Source organism: Devosia salina (genome assembly GCF_019504385.1).
Lineage (GTDB): Bacteria > Pseudomonadota > Alphaproteobacteria > Rhizobiales > Devosiaceae > Devosia > Devosia salina.
On sequence record NZ_CP080590.1, the window covers coordinates 2534993 to 2552484 of the forward strand.

Sequence of the window (17492 nt, forward strand, 5' to 3'; positions counted from 1 at the left end):
TGGCGCGTCGTCAAGTGAGCAGCGGCTGCGGCTTCGGCTTGGTGATCGCCTGATAGGCCAGGTTGATCGCCGACATGCGGGCCGTTGCCACATCGATCAGGTCCTCCGGCACGCCCTTGGCGATCAGCCGGTCGGGATGATGCTCGGCCACCAGAAGCCGGTAGACCCGGCGCACCTCTTCGGGCGGCGCGTCATGGCTGAGGCCGAGAACGGTATAGGGATCGACATCGGCGCCCAGCATCACATGCTGGCTGGCGATCTGCTCGAAGCGCGCATCATCGAACCCGAAAATCGCGCTGACCTCGCGCAGATAGTCAAGCTCGGCCTCATGCACCAGCCCGTCAGCAGTGGCGATGAAGAACAGGCCATCGAGCACATGTTCCAGCGTATCGGGCGTATCGGCGAAGAACCGCGCCACCTTGCGCGCATAGGCGTCGTAGCCGGACACATCCTGCTTGGCGAGATTGAAGAGCCTCTCCACCTGCGGCTCGCTGCCCTTGGCAATCTCCACCGTGGCGTTGAAGGCCCGCACTTCCGAGGCGGTCACCGCGCCATCGGCAACCGCCATCTTGGCCGAAAGCGCAATCAGCGCCAGGGTGAACGCAGCGTCACGACCACCCGGCAGCCATGTGTCGGGGTCGAGGATGTCGGCGATGCGGCCGGCAACACCGGTGCGCTGGCTGAAGGAGCCCAGGAATTGGGCGAGCTTCTGCCAGACATCGCGATTGTCTTCGGCCTTGCGGACGCAACACAGCATTTTGACGCTTTCTTCCTTCCCGTCGGCAACAGGACTACCCGCTTCGCCGCGCGGCGTCCATGACCGCTCAGGCATGGCGGCCCTGCCGCCTACTCAAAGGGATAGAAATTGCCATCATAGGCCCGCGGAAAGCGCTGGTACCGGGCGGTGGAATTCGGGCCCTCGTCGAGGAAGAACCCGTCCTCGTCGTAGTCGGACGTGGCCGGACGAGCCTGGCCCTGCCGCCCTGCCAGGAATTCCGACAGCGGACCGCTTTCCCAATCCTCGAGATCGGCAGCGGTCACCACCGGCTCGGGCGTGTCGATGATCAGGGGCGGCTGCGCCGCCACCTGCGTGCGCGGCATCGAAGCCGGGCGCTCCGACACCGGGGTCGGGAAGGTGACGATACGGGTGCGGGTCACGCTGGCAGTGCTCTCGCGCTGGGGCACGGACTCGGTATCGGTCTCGGGTGCCACGGTGGCAATGGCCGGTTCTGGTGCAGGCCCGATGGCAGGCGCGGGAGCCGTTTCGGCCTGACCCCCGGCTCCGCCAGTGATATAGCTGGGCAGGGGCCGCCCGGACTGCAGGAACTGGTCGACGGCATCGGTGCTGGATGGAGAAGAGGACAAACCCGCCACCGCGATCGGTGCCGGCTTCGCTTCCGGCGCAGGCTTGGATTCTGGCGCCGCTTCGGCCACCGCCGGTGCAGCACGGACTGGCGCCGCAGGCTTCTCGACCTCGGGCGCTGGCATGCTCGCGGCCTGCGGACGCTCGGCCGCCGGGGTGGGCAAGGCGGGCGCGGCGACGGGCGACGGCTGCTCTTCGATCAGCGCGAGCTGGGGGTTTTCGGCCGCACCGAACTGCCGCAGGGCGGCATCGGCGGCGGGAATGGCAACGACCAGCAGGGCGCCAGCCCAGGCCAGGCCATTGGTGATACGGCGATCAATCGGCATAGAAACGAACTTCCAACATGCTCCGCCCGAGCGCGGGGACATCGCCCTTTTTCGTGGCCACAATATGAAAGGGCGCGTTCACCATCATCCGGTCCGCTGGCTGAACGGGCGATGAACGCCCGCCCGGGTCAGGGCCGCCGGCCCAGCAGCCGCGCCAGCGCCAGCACCAGGTTGGAGCGGTTGAGCGTGTAGAAATGGAATTCGGTCACGCCCTCGTCGAGCAATTCGGTCACCTGCTCGGCCGCGACGGCCGCCGCCACCAGTGCGTGCGTTTCCGGATCCTCGTCCAGCCCTTCGAAGCGCTCGGCCAGCCAGCCGGGAATGGAGGCGCCACAGCGCGCCGCAAAACCGGAAATCTGCTTGAAGGAATGGATCGGCTGAATGCCTGGCACGATCGGCGCGATGATCCCCGCCTTGCGGGCCCGCTCGACATAGCGCAGGTAATCGGCATTGGAGAAGAACATCTGGGTGATGGCGCGGTCGGCGCCGGCATCGATCTTGCGCTTGAGATTGTCGATATCGGCGCCCCAATCGGTGCTCTGCGGATGCTTTTCCGGATAAGCGGCCACAGAGATGTCGAAATCGCCGATCTTCCGGATGCCGGCCACGAGATCGGCCGCGTTCTGATAACCCTGCGGATGCGGGGTAAAGGGCTGACCCACCCCTTCCGGCGGATCGCCGCGCAGCGCCACGATGCTGTTCACCCCGGCCTGCTGATAGCCGCGCACCACCGCATCAACCTCGTCGCGGGTCGCCCCGACGCAGGTCAAATGGGCGGCGGCAGGCACGCCGGTGTCATTGGTGATGCGGCTGACCATGCGCAGGGTGCGTTCGCGCGTCGAGCCGCCGGCGCCATAGGTGACCGAGACGAAACGCGGGCTCAGCGGCGCCAGCTTGGCAATGCTGTCCCAGAACCGCTCTTCCATTGCGTCGGTCTTGGGCGGGAAGAATTCGAAGGAGATTTGCAGCGCCGGGCGCTGGTCGGCCGTCTTGCGGCTGGCGCGCAGATTGTCGTCGATCATGAACCTATTCCGTCCTGTTGCGGTCGCCGAGATGCCAGAGGCACACCGTCAGCCCGCGATCCTTGGTGTCGCTGGGAAATTCGCGCATGGCGAGCACGTCGAGCCCGGCAAGGGCGGCCCAGTCCCTCATCTGTTCCTGCGACAGGCCCAGGCGCCGATGCGCATGTTCGGTGCGCAGGAATTCGAGCTCGTGCGGGGCGAAATCCACGATGAGGATTTCCCCGCCGGATTTGAGCAGGCGCCGAGCCTGCGCCAGCATGCGGCCCGGATCGTCGAAATAGTGCAGCACCTGGTGGATGACGATAACGTCGGCGGGACCGATGGCAGGATCGAGCGCAGCAATGTCGCCCAGCCGCACCTGCGCGTGGCTGATGCCGGCGGCGACCAGGCGCGAGCGCGCCACGGCCAGCATTTCCCGGCTCGAATCGACGCCCACGCCGCGCTTATAGGCCGGCGCCAGCACTTCGAGCATGCGCCCGGTGCCGGTGCCGAGGTCAACCAGCAGGTCGACGCTGCGCCCGCCCAGTTCGGCCAGCACCGCCGCCTCGACCGCCGCTTCGGGCACGTGCAGGGTCTTGAGGAGGTCCCAGCTGTCGGCCACCTGGGCGAAATAATCGGCGGCGAGCGTCTGCTGCGCGGCCCGTGCCTCGGCCTGGCGCGCCTTGTCGCGGCGGCGCGCGGGATCATGTGGGTCGACCCGCGCCGTCAGCCAGCGGGCCAGCTCCGCCCCCTGCCCTTCCGGCGCTAGCCTGTAATAGGCCCAGGCGCCCTCGGCGTGGCGCTGCACCAGCCCGGCATCGGCCAGGAGCTTCAAATGGCGGGAAACGCGCGGCTGGCTCTGGTCGAGGATTTCCGTCAAATCCTTGACCGAATGATCCCCATCGGCCAGAAGCGCGAGCAGACGCAGCCGGGTGTCCTCCCCCGCTGCCTTCAACACCCCGACAAGTTTTCCCAGACCGGCCATATGCATTCCTGATATAAAGATATCTTTATATCTATTTTGGAAGCGCGGTCCAGCACCTATTTGCGCGCGCGGCGCCCGCCATTCGAGCGGCGCTGTCTTGGCCTTCTCGCCTCAAATCGCGCCATAGGCGCAATTTGGCCTTCAGCACGGCTCGAAGCCCCCGATATGGGGAGGACGGGTGGCGGTGCTGCAACCGACGCTGGACGTCAGTTTTCGACCCCGTCGCGGTCGTCTTCGTTGCGCGAGCGGCTTTCCAGGAGCGGACAGTGGCGTGGTGGACGTCTATCCGTCATTTCCGTGTAGAATGCCCAAATCAACATGGAGGGAGACGAATGCTCTTGAGGACAGATTATGGATGCGATCGGTAGCCCAGAATCCCGGCTCGTTATCACCCGGGGACATTCGGGTATTTTGGTCTGGGCAACTTTCTGGCTTAGCGATCCGAGTGTTTCAAGGTGATGGCAAACAAGCGCGCTAAAGCTCGAATGGCACAGGTCATTGGCGGGTTGCTTGCACTCGGATCTAGTTACCTCTTAGGCAACGCTTTCATTACAGGTTGGTTCTTAGCTGGTAGGTTTAGCCGCCGTCGTTTGGGCTCGTATTGGGTTGAGCGCGCGATTGATCCGCAAGGCTTCTGGATATTTGTCTCGGTCCAGTTTCTGGTTCTGGCCTGCGCCATCCACACAATCTGGATCAATGAGCACCGACTGCGGACGCATATTGACCACCGCTGACCTCTCGCTAACTTCGTAGAAACTTCCGTTCCGAGTTTGCCTCTATATCGCCCTCGGCGCACCCATCGCGGTTGTCTCCATGGTTGCCATCGCAACCCAGTAGCCGCCAGTCCGCAATCCACCCCAAACCAGACAATAAGAGCATCCCCGGGCGCGCCCGAGGGTGACAGTGGATGGTGCAAAACACTACGCCTTCGGAACCTCTAGCGGTCCCCCTGCCCTACGCCGTCTGCCGATCCTCGCTGATGGCGCGTTTGCGGAAGGAGTGGGCGCGCCAGAGTTCGAAAATGTGGCGGGCGTCCTCGGCCTCGAGGGCCTCGAAGCGCGAATGCACCATCTTCTTGTCGGCGTCGCTGGGCAGGTCGCGCCAGGGCAGCGTGGCGACAATGGCTTCGAACAGGTCCGGGGCCATGCCGGAGGCCTTGAGGGCCACGATGACGGCGACATAGTCCTGGCTGGCCAGCCACTTGACCACGATTTCCGGGGACACCTGCAGCATCACCGCCATGGCCGCAGCGGCGTGGTGGCCATAGCCGAAGCGGGCGAAGCGGGCCAAAGCCCGGTCGTTGAGCTGCTTGCGGTCGGCCAGGCCCTTGACCTGGTTATAGGCCACCTTCCACTCCTGCGCGTTGAAGCCGGCGCGGTTGCGGATGCGGTTATAGACGACGGTATTGATCTTGCCGGCAGCCACCGGATCGACATGGCGATCCATATTGCCCAGGGTTTCGAGCACCTTGCCGGCGACATTGTCGATCTCGCCACGCAGCGACTTCCAGTCGATATCGGTGCGACCGCGCAGATCGGCGGCGATCTCAGCGTCCTGGGTGGCGCGCTGCACCAGCTTTTCAAGCGTCGCGCGATCAAACTCAGCCTTGGGGTTGCGCACGAGGCGCACCACGGAGGCGGTCTTGCCATGTTCGACCAGGGCCTCGCCGACGCGCTCGGTCAGCCCGGCGCGACTGGCAATGGCGACGCGATGGTCCTCGGTGCGGTTGTTGATGATGTCGATGAGGTCGTCGTCGCTGAGCACATTGGAGAATTCGAGCAGCGGCCGGGCCACCTCGATGATGTCATTGGCCAGCTTGACCAGCACCGTGCCCGGCGCCCGCTCCAGCGGTGCCAGGAGCTTGGCGACATGCACCCGTGCCTCCACCTCGACCAGCTCGGCCAATTGGCACAGCACTTCGTCATATTGGGCGACCTGATCGTCGTCGCAGCGGTCCGACACATAGCTGAACAATTGCGCCGTGGTACGGAACAATTGCTCGCGCTCGAACTGGTTGTCCTCGCCGTTGAGAACGCGGAAATTCGCGAACGCCCGGTGGCCCTCTTCAAACTCGGTCATGGGTCGATCTCCCGGCTTCTGCCGTTACAGTCCACCCAGACTGATCCCGAACTGCTTGTGGGGGCTGAAAGTGGGCCGGGAAAATTGAATCAAATTGTACGCAAATCTGCGTAAACAGCCGCGCAAGCTGCGCGTGGCCAACAAAAAAGCCCCGGAACCTGAGATCCCGGGGCCGTGATCGAGACAGGGCTGGCTCAGCGCAGGTCGAAGCGATCCGCGTTCATCACCTTGGTCCAGGCCGCGACGAAGTCATGGAGGAATTTCGCACCGGAATCGGCCTGGCCATAGACTTCTGCATAGGCCCGCAGCTGCGAATGGCTGCCGAAGATGAGGTCGACGCGGGTGCCGGTCCACTTGAGCGCGCCGCTCTTGCGGTCGCGGCCCTCATAGACGCCCTCCTCGCCCTCCCTGGGCGACCAGACAATGTCCATGGTCAGGAGGTTGCGGAAGAAGTCGTTGCTCAGCGTTCCCGGCCGGTTGGTGAAGACGCCGTGCTCGTTGACGCCGGCCTTGAGCACCCGCAGGCCACCCAGCAGCACGGTCAGTTCCGGCCCGGTCAGCCCGAGGAGCTGCGCCCGGTCCACCATGGCCTCTTCGGGCTTCATGAAGGTGCGCTTGCTATAATAGTTGCGGAACGCATCGGCGCGCGGTTCGAGCGCGGCAAAGGACGCCACATCGGTCTGGTGCAGCGCGGCATCCATGCGGCCCGGGGTGAAGGGCACCGCAATCGTGTGCCCGGCATCGGCGGCGGCCTTTTCGAGCCCGGCCGAACCGGCCAGCACGATGAGATCGGCCAGCGACACCTTCTTGCCGCCGGTCGCCGCGGCGTTGAACGCGGCCTGGATGGCTTCGAGCTTTTCGAGCACCTTGGCGAGCTGGGCCGGCTGGTTGACCTCCCAATCCTTCTGCGGAGCAAAGCGGATACGGGCGCCATTGGCGCCACCGCGCTTGTCCGACTTGCGGAAGGTGGAGGCCGAGGCCCAAGCGGTCGAGATCAGTTCGGAGACCGTCAGCCCCGAGGCCAGCACCTGCGCCTTGAGGGCGGCAATATCGGCCGCATCGACCAGCGGATGGTCGACAGACGGGATGACATCCTGCCAGATCAGGTCTTCGGTCGGCACTTCCTTGCCCAGATAGCGGGCCTTGGGACCCATGTCGCGATGGGTCAGCTTGAACCAGGCGCGGGCGAAGGCGTCGTTGAAGGCTTCCGGATTTTCGAGGAAATGACGGGAAATCTTCTCGTAGGCCGGGTCGAAGCGCAGCGACAGATCGGTCGTCAGCATGGTGGGGACGCGCTTCTTGTTCGGATCGAAGGGATCGGGAATGTCGGCCGGCGCATTCTTGGCCTGCCACTGCTTGGCGCCGGCCGGGCTCGTCGTCAGCTCCCACTCATATTTGAACAGGTTCTCGAAGAAGTAATAGCTCCAGCGGGTCGGGGTCTGGCTCCAGATCACTTCCGGGCCGCCAGTGATGGCGTCCGCCCCCATGCCGGTGCCGAATGTGCTCTTCCAGCCCAGGCCCTGATCTTCGACATCGGCGCCTTCCGGATCGGCCCCGATCAGCGAGGGATCGCCCGCGCCATGGGTCTTGCCCAGGGTGTGGCCACCGGCGATCAGCGCCACGGTCTCTTCGTCGTTCATCGCCATTCGGGCAAAGGTCTCGCGGATGTCGCGGGCCGCCGCCACCGGGTCCGGATTGCCATTCGGGCCTTCCGGATTGACATAGATGAGGCCCATCTGCACCGCCGCCAGCGGCTCTTCGAGCTGGCGCTCGCCCGAATAGCGGCTATCGCCCAGCCAGGTGCCTTCCGGTCCCCAATAAAGCTCTTCGGGCTCCCACACATCGGCGCGGCCGCCGGCAAAGCCGAAGGTCTTGAAGCCCATGGTTTCCAGCGCGACATTGCCCGTCAGGATCATCAGGTCGGCCCAGGAAATGGCATTGCCGTATTTCTGCTTGATCGGCCAGAGCAGACGGCGCGCCTTGTCCAGATTGGCATTGTCAGGCCAGGAATTGAGCGGCGCGAAACGCTGCTGGCCCATGCCGGCCCCGCCCCGCCCGTCGGTGATGCGATAGGTGCCGGCACTGTGCCAGGCCATGCGGATGAAAAGGCCGCCATAATGCCCGAAATCGGCGGGCCACCAATCCTGGCTGTCGGTCATCAGGGCCGCGAGGTCCGCCTTGACCGCATCAAGGTCGAGCGCCTTGAAGGCCTCGCGATAGTCGAAATCGGCACCCATGGGGTCGGACAGGGCGGAATTGGTATGCAGCACCTGCACATCAAGCGCCTCGGGCCACCAGTCGCGGTTCTTCGGTCCGCGGCCACCGCCATGGGGGAACGGGCACTTGCCACCTTCGGACTTGGGATTCGGATCGGTCATGGGGGCCTCCTGAGAATAGCTGTGGGCGTTATAGAGGGGTGACTTTCATTAGACCAATTGATAATTCTTCCAATCACGATAGGAAGAACTTATCATGACCATCTCCCTCAAACAGATGCGCTACGCGCTGGCAGTGGCGCGAACCGGTCATTTCGGGCGCGCGGCCGAGGCCTGCGCCGTGTCGCAGCCGGCCTTGTCGCAGCAGATCCTCGCGCTGGAGGGGCTGTGCGGCACCACGCTGTTCGACCGCCTCAAGACCGGTATCCGCCTGACCCCGTTCGGCCGCGAATTCATCGCCCGTGCCAGCAAGGCGGTCGAGGCCGCTGATGCGCTCGACGACTTCGCGCTGGCGCGCAGCGGCCGGCTGGATCGCCCGCTGCGTTTCGGTCTCATCCCGACGGTCGCGCCCTATTTGCTGCCACGCATATACCCCGCCCTCACCAAAAACCTGTCCGAAGTCAAATTTTCGATCAGCGAGAGCCGTACCGAGGCGCTGCTCGACGCCCTTGACGACGGGCAACTCGATATTGCCCTGATCGCCACCGAGCCACCCGCAACGGGACCGCGCCTGCGCTGCCGGACGCTATTCGAAGACCCATTCGTGCTGGCGACCCCGCGCGGCGAAGCAGCGAACCAGCCGGTCAACCTTGCAGAGCTGCCTGCCGACCGCATCCTGCTGCTCGACGAAGGTCATTGCTTCCGCGACCAGGCCATTTCGGCCTGCCGGCTCGATGGCGACAGGGTCGCACATGCCTTCGCCGCCACCTCGCTGGCGACCATCGTCGAGTTCGTCGCCAATGGCCAGGGCGTGACCCTCCTGCCCCGGATATCGCTGCGCAAGGAGGCCAGTGATCCGCGCATCGCCATCCATCCGCTGGACGACCCGGCGGCGGGGCGGGAACTGCGCCTGGTCTGGCGCGAGGCAACGCCCTATGAGGCCATATTCGAACGTATCGTCGAGGTGATCCGCCGCGACGCCGGGGACCCACTGGTCAGCCACGCGGTTTGACCATATGACTTTTGCAGGCACGGTTTTTCGTGCTGCCGGAGTTCGTTGCCGATGGCGCGTGCGCCTGCCACAAGAGCCGCGAGCAAGACCCGCCGCAAGCCGGCGAGCCCCTCGTCACGCACCCGGTCGGCCCGCCCGCCCAAATCGTCCGAAAACGACGTCCCAGCTGCGGCCGCCGCTACCCCGCCACCAAAGCCACGCCGCCGGGTCTCCCTGCCCTCGCTCGAAAGCGGCGCGACGCTTTTGCGCAAGGTCGTACTCAACGCCGTCTTCGTACTGGCGGTGGTGCTGTTCTTTGCCGTCATGGTCGCCCAGTTCGTGCGCGAGCAGGTGGTAATCGAGCCCATCGCCGTGCCCAAGGCCCTGATCGCCCAGGGGCTGAGCCCCGAAGTCGTCGCCGGCCGGCTGTGGGACGGACTGCGCGACGCCCAGTTGCGCGCCCGCACCGCCAAGACGAGCCTCAGCGCGATCCCCGACAGCCAGCGCATACAGTTCACGGTCCCCGAGGTCGGGCTGTCGCTCGATTCCATCGTCCGCCAGACACGGCAGTTCTTCAACCTGCACCAGGCGCGCATCGGCGGGGAATTCGTCTGCGCCGACACCGCCTGCACACCCGACGGCATGCGCCTGCGCCTGCGCATCCTCAAGGGCGGCAGCGATGTCCTCGACCTTCCGCCGCTCGGCAATGCCGACCAGCGCGGCTATTTCACCGACGCCGCCGTGGAAGTGCTTAGCGTGCTCGACCCCTTCGTGGCCGCAGCCGCCCTGGCGGACCGCCAGCCTGTTCGTGCGGCAACCCTCGCCCGACGGTTGGTGCGCCAGCATCACCCAGACGCCAGATGGGCCCAGAACCTGCTGGGCAACCTGGCCAGCAATGTCGAAAACTTCGAGGGCGCCGTCGAAGCCTATCGGGCCGCACTGGAAATGGACCCGGCCTTCACCATTGCCCAGGCCAATCTGGGCCGGGCGCTGCGCCAGGCCGGCGACCTCGACGCCGCACGTCAGGTCTATGACGACCTGGCCCAGCGCGAACCGGGCAACCCGGCCTTGATCGAGGGGCGGGCCGAACTGCTCTTGGCGGAGGGTTCGCCCGACGATGCCATCGCCCTGTTTCAGGAGGCTGCCGAAGCGGACCCCGGCAGCGCCCACTACTTTGCGCGCATCGGCCAGATCGAGGCGGAACGCGGCAATGGCAAAGCTGCGCAGGACTGGTTCCGGCGCGCCCTGCAGATCGATCCGGCCTATCCACTGGCACTCGAACCGGTCTTTGTCGCGCTCCTCTCCTCGGGCCGGATCGAGGAGGGCGAAGCCCTGCTCGGCGCCGCGGCACGCTACCGGCCGGCGGAGGCCGACACCCATGCCCTGCATGCCGCAGCCCTCACCTTCCTGGGCCGCCAGCAGGACGCACTCGACGCCTTCGACCGGGCACTGGCCATCACGCCGGATGATTTCGACCTGCTCTACCAGTCCGCCGGACTGCTCCAGGAACTGGACCGCCTGTCCGAGGCTATAGAGCGGTTCGGGCGCGCCATCGCCATCCGGCCCTATGACCCCGCTGCGCGGTTCGGACGCGGCGCCGCGCTGGCAATGACGGGAGACAACGCCAACGCCCGCATCGATCTTGAACGAGTGCTGGAACTGGATACGTCCGGCACACAATACGGCAACCTGGCGCGAGGCTTTCTCGACATTCTCGATGGACTGGACGCTGCAGAGGCTGAAAAGGCAGCAGAAGTGGAGGCCGGGACGCAATGAACCAGGTCCAGCCACAACAGGGCCTGAGCCTGACCCGCGTGGATGCGGGGCTGGCGACCCTGCGCACCATGATGATCAATATCGGCTTCTTTGCAGCCACGCTGCTGCTGGTGCCAACCATGGGCGTGCAGATCATCCGCAATCCCGTCGTTATCGAGCCCATTGCCGTGCCGCAGGCTTTGGCCGATCGGGGCATGACATCCAGCGTCGCCGCCAATCGGGTCTGGGATGGACTGCAGGACTATAGCCGCACGGCGGCGCTGGCCCGGCAGACGCTGGTGGCGGTTCCCGACAGCCAGCTGGTGGAATTCACCCTGCCCGGCTCCACGCTTTCGATCGATGCGGTCCTCAAGCAGGTCCGGGAATTCCTGGGCATTCAGGAAACCCATATCACCGGCGAGATCACCTGCCAGACGGCCGACTGCGCGCCAACCGGGCAGCGCCTCCGCCTGCGCGTGGTCCGGGGGACCGCCGAGATGATCGACATGCCGCCCATGGGCACCACTGTGCCGGCACAGTATTTTCGTGACGCAGCTGGCGCTGTTTTCGATGTGCTCGATCCCCTGGTCGGGGCCGCCGCACGCGCTGTCGACGATCCGGAGGGTGCGGTAGCCCGCGCCCACCGCATAGCGGCCGCGGGCGGCCCGGACGCGCCCTGGGCCCATGCGCTGATGGGCGACATCGCGCTGGCGGGAGACGACATTTCCGCTGCTACGGAACATTACCAGGCGGCCATCGCGATCAACCCCAATCTATCGCAGGCCCGACTTGGCCTGGCGCGTGCCGGCCTCGCCGCCGGGGACATCGAGGCAGCAGAAGCGCAGGTCGCGCTGATGCCCGAGGACGGCGGCCTTCTGTCCCAGACCCTGCTGCTGCGCGCCGAGATCGCGCTGGCGCGGAGCGATGCGCGCGCCGCCGAAGCGGCAGCCCGGGCCGCCGCTCAGGCCGATCCGCTCTCGCCCCAACCGCCTATCCGGGTGGCGCAGATTGCCCAATCCACCGGCAACGACGAAGCCGCGCGCGTCGCCTATGCCGAGGCACTGGCGCTCGATCCCGGGGCGGCCGAGGCGCTGAGCGGCCTCAGCGAGTTGCACCGGGCAGCCGGCGACCTTGCCGCCGCCGAAACCCTGCTCAAGGACTGGGCCGACTATGCGCCCGACAGCGCCGAGGCGCTGCGGGCCCTTATCGCCATCCGCGTCGAACGCATCGATCTCGCGGGGGCGGCCGACGCCTATGCGCGCCTGGCCGAGGTGACATCCCTGACGGTCGAGGAGGTGCTGGCGCGGGCTGACCTGCTTGTGCAGCTCAATCGGAAAGCCGAGGCCGCCGATGTGCTCTCGCCGCTGGCCCTCGGCGACCTGCCAGAGCCGCGGGCCGTGCTTGCCCTGGCCCGGCTGCACGAACAGGCAGGTCGGGCCGAGCGGGCGCGCGGTCTTTATGAACGCTATCTGAGCCTGGGCACGGACCTGCCGGAACGCGCCGCGGCGGAATCAGCGCTCGAGCAGTTGGCAGACTAGACGGCCACCCGCCGCCGTCGCTGGTGGAAACTGTCCCAGGAGAACACGGCCAGAGAGACCCAGATGAGGGCGAAACTGACAAGGCGCAGCGGATTGAGCGCTTCTCCAAAGAGCAGGATCGCCACCAGGAACTGGATGGAGGGCGCCAGATACTGGAACATGCCGATTGTCGTCAGCCGCAACCGCCGAACCCCATAGGCGAAAAGCAGCAACGGCACTGCCGTCGCCGGGCCGGTGAGCATCAGGAGAAACAACTGGGCCGGATCGGCATGCACGCCAATGCCCCGCGTGGCCATGTCGAAGACCACATAGGCCATGGCGAAGGGCGCGACCACGATGGTTTCGGCAAAGAGCCCCGTCGCCGGCCCGGTCTGTGCCGTCTTGCGGATGAAGCCATAGAACCCGAAGGAAAAGGCCAGGCCCAGCGCCACCACCGGCACCCGCCCCAACCCGGCTGCCTGGATCAGGATGGCGATCGTCGCAATGGCGATGGCGATGGTCTGCAGGCGGTTCTGCCGCTCACCCAGGAACAGCATGCCGATGGCGACATTGACCATCGGATTGATGAAATAGCCGAAGCTGGCTTCCAGCACCTGCCCGGTTTCGACCGCCCACACATAGAGCAGCCAATTGGCCACCAGCAGCAGGGCAGAAAGCGCAATGACGCGCATGCGCCTGAAATCGGCAAGCACCGCCCGCACCTCGCCGAACCCGCCGGCAAAGGCCAGCACGATGGCCAGCAAGACCAGGGACCACAATGTCCGCTCGGCGACGATCAGCACCGAACCGGCCTGTTCGAGCAAATGGAACAGAATGGGCAGGAAACCCCAGAGCAGATAAGCCGACAGGGCCGACAGCACTCCCTTGCGGGTCTCGTTGGGATCAACCGCGGGCGCGGCGACGACCGGAGCGGCGAGCTCCGGGGCTTGTTCGGGAAGGGTCATGCGAGGCTCCACGCCAAGGGAGGCGCAAATCGGGTCTAGCAGCGGGTCGCGCTCGCGACCAATCAGACTTTGTGATCGCCAACCCTTGCAATGGTGATGGCATCGTCCCAACCTTTACTTGTGTCGGACGTTGGGCCCAGGAGGCGCCGGCCACAGTCGCGCGCCCGAGCCCGTCCCAATACGAGGAGCAGCAGATGAAAAAGACCGTTACCTGGATCCTGATCGCCGATGGAACCCAGGCCCGCGTGCTCGAGCATTCCGGCCCCGGCAAGGGGCTGGCGACCGTCAAGGGCCTCGACTGGTCCATTCCGCCGCTCCAGACCCAGGACATCAATGCCGACCGGCCTGGCCGCAGCTTCTCCTCCGTGGGGCCGGGTCGCAGCGCCATGGAACCCAAGACCGATCCGGCCGATCATCGTGAGGCCGAGTTCGTCCGATCCGTGGCCGGCATCCTGGACGAAAAGGCCAAGTCCGGCGCCTTCGACCGACTGGTGATTGCCGCAGCGCCCATCGCCCTGGGCAATCTGCGCAAGGCGATGTCCGAGCATGTCAAGAAGACCGTGGTGGCCGAGCTCAACAAGGACCTCACCAATGTCCCCACGCCACAGCTGGATCGCCATCTGGACGGCATCATCGCCGTCTGAACGACAAAAAGATAAGAAAAACAACAGATAACGGGAAAATTCTGAGAGATTGATTCAAGTAGATGAATCAGTCTCTCAGAAACCGGAATCAATCTGCGAAGGGCTTGAATCAGTCTGGCAGGTTGGCGGCACCGCGCCTTGCGTCGCGCCGCTAGTCGTCTGAATCCACGTCACTTTCATCGCCATCAAAGGCATCGAGAAACTGCAAAAGCAGCGAGTTGACGAGATCGGGCTTCTCGATGCTGGGAAAATGCGCCGCGCCCTCCAGCACCACCCCGAACGCGTTCGGCATGGTCTCGGAAAGCGTCTCGTGCCGGTCGACCAGCGCGGTAAAGTCCTCATCGCCCACGACCAGGAGGGTCGGTGCGCTGACCTCCTCCATGCGGTTCCAGGCATCGGGCCGCGCCTCTTCCTGGGTCAGCTGCGGCTTGTTCAGCGCCAGGGCATTCATGTCCAGGAACAGGGTGCGGGCCTCGCCGCCGACGCGGCCGCTGCGGGTACGGGGACCATCGAGCCATTCATGCGCCTGGACCTTGTTGAGCAGGTCGAGGTCGCCCCGCTCCCAGGCATCTTCCTCGGCCATCTCGATGGCACGCTCTTCGGCGGTGGCCGTCCAGGGCGCCCCGGTGATGGAGGTGCCGATCAGCACGAGGCCGATCACCCGGCCCGGATGAGCCAGCGCAAAATCGACGGCCAGACCGCCGCCCATCGAACAGCCGACCAGCACCGCCGCGTGGACGTCGAGCGCTTCGAGCAGCGCTTCGAGATCCTCGAGATGGCTGAACGGCTCATCGGCGCTGGTGGTCTCGCCATAACCGCGCCGATCATAGGCAATGGCATGCCAGCCGGCATCGGCGACCGCCTGCATCTGGTCGAGCCACATGCGCTTGTCGCAGACCCCGGCATGCAGGAACACGACGGGCAGACCGTCGCCCTGCTCCAGCCCGGTCAGCGTAGCGCCGCCAATATCGATAGAGAACGGTTCGGCAGTCATGACGCTATTGTTCCAGCGCGGCGCAGAAGGTGATCTCGTCCTTGGCGCCGAACCAGCAGCCGGCTTCCCCTTCGACCGGCACGAAACGCCCCAGTTCCTCGGGATAGCGCCCGGGCTGCGGCTCGGCAGGGATCAGATAGCCCAGGCCCTCGCCATCGGCCTCATGGGCGAAGACGAAGGTCTCGCCACTGGGCAGTTCGAAGGTGATCCCCCCTCCATCCACGGTCACGTCGCACGCGAACGCGTCATAGCCCGTCATGGAACACTGCCCCGGCGCAGCAACGGCCGGAGCGGCGAGGGCGAGGCCAACCACGAGCGCCGCCCCCGTCACAAAAACTCTCATACAGTCCCCCAAAGAACCGATTCTGGCCGGGCTTCGGCCCGATGGCATGCAGCCTATTTCACAAGGCCCGCAAACCCAATGCTTTTCACAGATCGATGGAGACTTGGTAAAGGGGGAAAAAGCGCCTCAGGAGACCGAACCGACCAGGTTGGCCAGGGCAGCGGCAACCTCGCCCTGGGTATAGGGTTTGAGGATCACCGGTCGGTCCTGCCATTCGGGCGGCAGGCCATCGCGGCCATAGCCCGTTGCAAACAGGATTGGCACGCCGCGCTCGGCCAGGATGCGTGCCGCCGGAAACACCGGCGTGCCGCCAAGGTTGACATCGAGGATCGCCACATCGGGCTCGACATTCGCGGCCAGCCGTTCGGCCTCGCCCAGCCCCATGGCCTGGCCGATAACCGTCCACCCCAGATCGTCGAGCATGTCCTCGAGATTGATCAGGACCAACGCTTCGTCCTCAACGACGAAGACGCGCCGCGCCGCGCTAGACAAAGACCGCCTCCTGCACACGATAGGCGGAAAGGGGAATGCTGAGCTGGGCGCGAAGGCCCGCCTCTTCGTGCTCGAGCGACAGCTCCCCGCCCAGTTCGCCGGTCACCACCGTGCTCAGGAGCCTCGACCCGAAGCCGCGGCGCGAGGGTTCGCGCACCGGCGGCCCGCCGCGCTCGACCCATTCGAGAACCAGGCTATCGTCCTCGCCCTCCCGCCAGTTGACCGCCAGGGTGCCCTCGGGAACCGAAAGGGCGCCATGCCGGGCCGCATTGGTGGCCAGCTCGTGCACGACCAGCGCCAGCGCCACCGTGGCCTTGGCATTGACCACCAGCACCGGCCCGCCATAGCGCACCTGGTCGCCGTCGAAAGCCCGCAGCTCCTGGCAGATCAGGTGTCCGATCTCGGTATCGTGCCATTGCCGGTCGCTGAGCATGGTATGGGCCTTGGACAGGGCCATGATCCGGGCCTCGAAGGCTTTGCGGGCCAAGGCGACGTCATTGGTGCTGCGCAGCGTCTGGCTGGCGATGGACTGGACGGTGGCAAGCGTATTCTTCACCCGGTGGTTGAGTTCATCGATCAAGAGGCGCTGCCGCTGCGCGGCGCGCACCGCCTCGGTGCGATCCATCCCCTGGACAAACACGCCGGTTATGGCCCCGGCGCTGTCGCGAATGGGATTGTAGGTGAAATCGAGGAAGGTTTCCTGCGCCGGTTGTCCCGGCGCGTTTTCGAGCATCACGCGGGCGCCTTCCGCGGCGTGCACGCTGCCCTCCCGATAGACACGGTCCAGCTCCTCGACAAACCCCTGTTCCACCACTTCTGGCAATGCATCCACGATCCGCTGGCCGATCACGTTGCGACCCCCGATCAGGCGCACATAGGAATCGGAGGCAAAGGTGAAGATGTGGGAGGCCCCCGAGAGCACCGCTACGAAAGCCGGCGCTTGCTGGAACAGGCGGCGGAACTCGGCGCTGGACGCCTCCGCCTCGCGGGACCGCTCGATCAGCCTTGTGGCCGCCGAAATCGAGCTATAGGGCATGGTGGCGGCCTCGCGCATGCGCACCAGCTCTGTCACGTCGACCGTGTTCTGCATGACGAATTCGGTGGCGCCGGAAGACCCGGCAAGGGGCACATGCACGGCCGTCCAGTAGCGATTGGTGACGTTGCCGTCGCTATCGGTGATGGGATAGTTGATATAGGCTAGGGTGTCGGGCTCACCGGTCGCCAGGACGCGCTCGAACGACTCGCGCAGGCGTGTGCCCGCCTCCCCTTCATTGGGAAACAGATCGAACAGCACGCGCCCTTGCAACTGGGCGAAAGGCGTGCCGGTCACTTCCTCATAGGCGCGATTTGCCGCCACATAGCGCAACTGACGGTCCAGGATCATGAACGGGCTGGGCAGCGCCTCGAAAATGCGCGCGAAGTCCAGCTCAGCCATATGGAATACGCCCCTGACACCAGGCGGGTCCTGTCCCGCCGAACCTCTATAACTCAAAAGGATGAGTATGGTTCCGCATCATACGGATTTTTCCTAATGTTCCGTGGATGGGTGGCTCGGAGGTAAACAAGCGGGAACGATTCTGAGGAGAACCGTAAGCTATCCCGAAGGTCGGCAGACTCGGCACACCGACTCAAGTAACACTCTTAGCAACATGGTTGTTCTAG

At 65.3% G+C, this 17492-nt stretch carries 15 protein-coding genes; 4 read left to right on the top strand and 11 right to left on the bottom strand.

Translation table 11 applies throughout. The features are described from left to right. Positions 1-10 precede the first annotated feature (10 nt). The 6 genes from K1X15_RS12310 to katG all read right to left on the bottom strand — a co-directional run bounded on the left by K1X15_RS12310 (position 11) and on the right by katG (position 8132). The gene (locus K1X15_RS12310) at positions 11-832 is read right to left on the bottom strand and encodes a J domain-containing protein (protein ID WP_240549477.1); all 822 of its coding nucleotides are present in this window, start codon (positions 830-832) and stop codon (positions 11-13) included. A 14-nt stretch (positions 833-846) separates the two neighbouring features. Further along, positions 847-1689, bottom strand: coding sequence for a hypothetical protein (locus K1X15_RS21440; RefSeq protein WP_220303909.1), 843 nt, complete (start codon positions 1687-1689; stop codon positions 847-849). Between the two features lie 128 nt (positions 1690-1817). After that, positions 1818-2711 (bottom strand): methylenetetrahydrofolate reductase [NAD(P)H], encoded by an 894-nt coding sequence (gene metF / locus K1X15_RS12320; protein WP_220303911.1) that lies wholly within the window; start codon positions 2709-2711, stop codon positions 1818-1820. A gap of 4 nt (positions 2712-2715) precedes the next feature. Next, positions 2716-3675, bottom strand: a complete 960-nt coding sequence (locus tag K1X15_RS12325; RefSeq protein WP_220303913.1) for an ArsR/SmtB family transcription factor — start codon at positions 3673-3675, stop codon at positions 2716-2718. A gap of 954 nt (positions 3676-4629) precedes the next feature. Then, the gene (locus K1X15_RS12330; RefSeq protein ID WP_220303914.1) at positions 4630-5754 is read right to left on the bottom strand and encodes a DUF2336 domain-containing protein; all 1125 of its coding nucleotides are present in this window, start codon (positions 5752-5754) and stop codon (positions 4630-4632) included. Positions 5755-5948: 194 nt separating this feature from the next. After that, complete coding sequence (gene katG, locus K1X15_RS12335) at positions 5949-8132, bottom strand: catalase/peroxidase HPI (RefSeq protein ID WP_220303916.1); 2184 nt, start codon at positions 8130-8132, stop codon at positions 5949-5951. Positions 8133-8226: 94 nt separating this feature from the next. Here katG and K1X15_RS12340 point away from each other — a divergent pair, with 94 nt between their 5' ends. Genes K1X15_RS12340 through K1X15_RS12350 form a run of 3 tightly spaced genes read left to right on the top strand, consistent with a single transcriptional unit; the run spans position 8227 to position 12413 of the window. Next, positions 8227-9141 carry a hydrogen peroxide-inducible genes activator gene (locus K1X15_RS12340; protein ID WP_220303918.1) on the top strand — a complete coding sequence of 305 codons (915 nt, stop codon included), beginning with the start codon at positions 8227-8229 and terminating at the stop codon, positions 9139-9141. Between the two features lie 51 nt (positions 9142-9192). Then, on the top strand, positions 9193-10896 hold the full coding sequence (locus K1X15_RS12345; protein WP_220303919.1) for a tetratricopeptide repeat protein: 1704 nt from the start codon (positions 9193-9195) through the stop codon (positions 10894-10896). Continuing rightward, a complete protein-coding gene (locus K1X15_RS12350) occupies positions 10893-12413 on the top strand; it encodes a tetratricopeptide repeat protein (protein ID WP_220303921.1) in 1521 nt (506 codons plus the stop codon). The genes K1X15_RS12345 and K1X15_RS12350 overlap by 4 nt, the downstream gene beginning before the upstream one ends. On the opposite strand, the gene rarD is transcribed toward K1X15_RS12350, so the two are convergent. Next, on the bottom strand, positions 12410-13357 hold the full coding sequence (gene rarD, locus K1X15_RS12355) for an EamA family transporter RarD (protein ID WP_220303922.1): 948 nt from the start codon (positions 13355-13357) through the stop codon (positions 12410-12412). The genes K1X15_RS12350 and rarD overlap by 4 nt on opposite strands. Positions 13358-13551: 194 nt before the next feature. Between rarD and K1X15_RS12360 the strand changes: the two genes are divergently transcribed. Then, positions 13552-14001, top strand: a complete 450-nt coding sequence (locus K1X15_RS12360; protein ID WP_220303923.1) for a host attachment protein — start codon at positions 13552-13554, stop codon at positions 13999-14001. A gap of 151 nt (positions 14002-14152) precedes the next feature. Here K1X15_RS12360 and K1X15_RS12365 read toward each other — a convergent pair whose 3' ends face one another. The 4 genes from K1X15_RS12365 to K1X15_RS12380 all read right to left on the bottom strand — a co-directional run bounded on the left by K1X15_RS12365 (position 14153) and on the right by K1X15_RS12380 (position 17265). Next, complete coding sequence (locus K1X15_RS12365) at positions 14153-14995, bottom strand: alpha/beta fold hydrolase (RefSeq protein WP_220303924.1); 843 nt, start codon at positions 14993-14995, stop codon at positions 14153-14155. Positions 14996-14999: 4 nt separating this feature from the next. Then, positions 15000-15338 carry a hypothetical protein gene (locus tag K1X15_RS12370; RefSeq protein ID WP_220303925.1) on the bottom strand — a complete coding sequence of 113 codons (339 nt, stop codon included), beginning with the start codon at positions 15336-15338 and terminating at the stop codon, positions 15000-15002. A gap of 126 nt (positions 15339-15464) precedes the next feature. Next, positions 15465-15830, bottom strand: coding sequence for a response regulator (locus K1X15_RS12375; protein WP_220303926.1), 366 nt, complete (start codon positions 15828-15830; stop codon positions 15465-15467). After that, on the bottom strand, positions 15823-17265 hold the full coding sequence (locus K1X15_RS12380; protein WP_220303927.1) for a sensor histidine kinase: 1443 nt from the start codon (positions 17263-17265) through the stop codon (positions 15823-15825). Before K1X15_RS12380 ends, K1X15_RS12375 begins: the two co-directional genes overlap by 8 nt. Between the last annotated feature and the right edge of the window lie 227 nt (positions 17266-17492).